This is a genomic window from Limnobacter olei (assembly GCF_029087225.1).
Taxonomy (GTDB): domain Bacteria; phylum Pseudomonadota; class Gammaproteobacteria; order Burkholderiales; family Burkholderiaceae_B; genus Limnobacter; species Limnobacter olei.
The window spans coordinates 1-1,086 of record NZ_JARFJD010000055.1; the positions used below are offsets into that span (position 1 = coordinate 1).

1 protein-coding gene and 1 pseudogene are annotated in these 1,086 nt (G+C 56.4%); both read right to left on the minus strand.

The genetic code is table 11. The features are described 5' to 3' along the window. A pseudogene (locus PY990_RS16265) lies at positions 1-151 on the minus strand (AAA family ATPase); the annotation flags it as partial. Between the two features lie 51 nt (positions 152-202). Then, a partial coding sequence (locus tag PY990_RS16270; protein WP_413789585.1) for a Mu transposase domain-containing protein occupies positions 203-1,086 on the minus strand: 884 nt, incomplete at its 5' end.

A 1,086-nucleotide genomic window follows, 5' to 3' on the forward strand; every position in this document is an offset into this window, starting at 1 on the left:
GTTCGGTGTGTTCGCGGTCCACGAGTAAGCCCAGTCGTTCTTCAAAGCCCAGGCTTTCTATTTCCGGCATGTGGGTTTGTTCCTGCAATCCTTGGGCCATGCCGGTGAGTTACAGAGCTTGCAGTTTGTCGATCGTGGGGTGTTTCAACATGGTGCTGAATGTCCTTTGGCACCTCGCCGGCGAGTTGCCTGTAGCGTTTGTTCAATGGTAATAATCCGCACCACGTACATTGCTGTGGTGCTCGGGTAGCAAGGCCTGCTGGCTTTGTTGTTCTACCGGCTTGGCCTTGCCGGTCTTCAGAATGGAGCTGATGGAGCGGTAGTTGGCTGAGTTGATTTGCAGCGCCAGCTCGCAGGCTTGCTCCAGCGCCTCTTTACCGTGGGTGTTGATGTGACGGAGAATGCCCACGCAGGAGCGGTAGGCTTGCTCAGGGTATTTACGGGTGTTCAGTTGGTGCTCCACTACGGCTAAAGTGTGTGGGCCAATCTTCTGGGCTTGTATTCTGAACTTGGCTGGTGTCCAGTCCGCAATGGCCTTGTGGTTCGCCGGCATGTGCTCAGGTGCCGTGGTGTGGCGCGCCTTGCTGTGTTTGCGCAGGTGGCTGGCAATGCGCTTGCCGCGCAAGTAAGCCTCCACCGTCTTCTCGCCAATGCGCACCAGCACTTCTTCCTTGGCATGCTGGTAGGGCACCGAGTAATAATGCCCATCCACCTCCACGTGGTAGTCAATTCCTACTCGGCGTTTCTGCCAGTCGGCAAATTCATAGGGCTGGCTGGGCAGGGGCAACAGCTCGGGTTTGTCTAAATTCTCGAACGTACTTTGTCGGCTGCCTGGCATCTTCTTGAAGGGCCGCGTGTTCAGACGCTCAAGCAATTCAGCAATGGTGCGGTTCAGTGCATTCAGGCTGAAGAACCTCTCATTGCGCAGGGCCGCAATAATCCAGCGCTCGGCAATCAGCACTGCACCTTCCACCTTGGCTTTGTCCTTCGGTTTGCGCACCCGTGCAGGCAGAATGGCAATACCGTAGTGACGAGCCCAGTCGGCGTACGTTTCATTGATGGTGGGCTCAAAGAACACGGCACGGG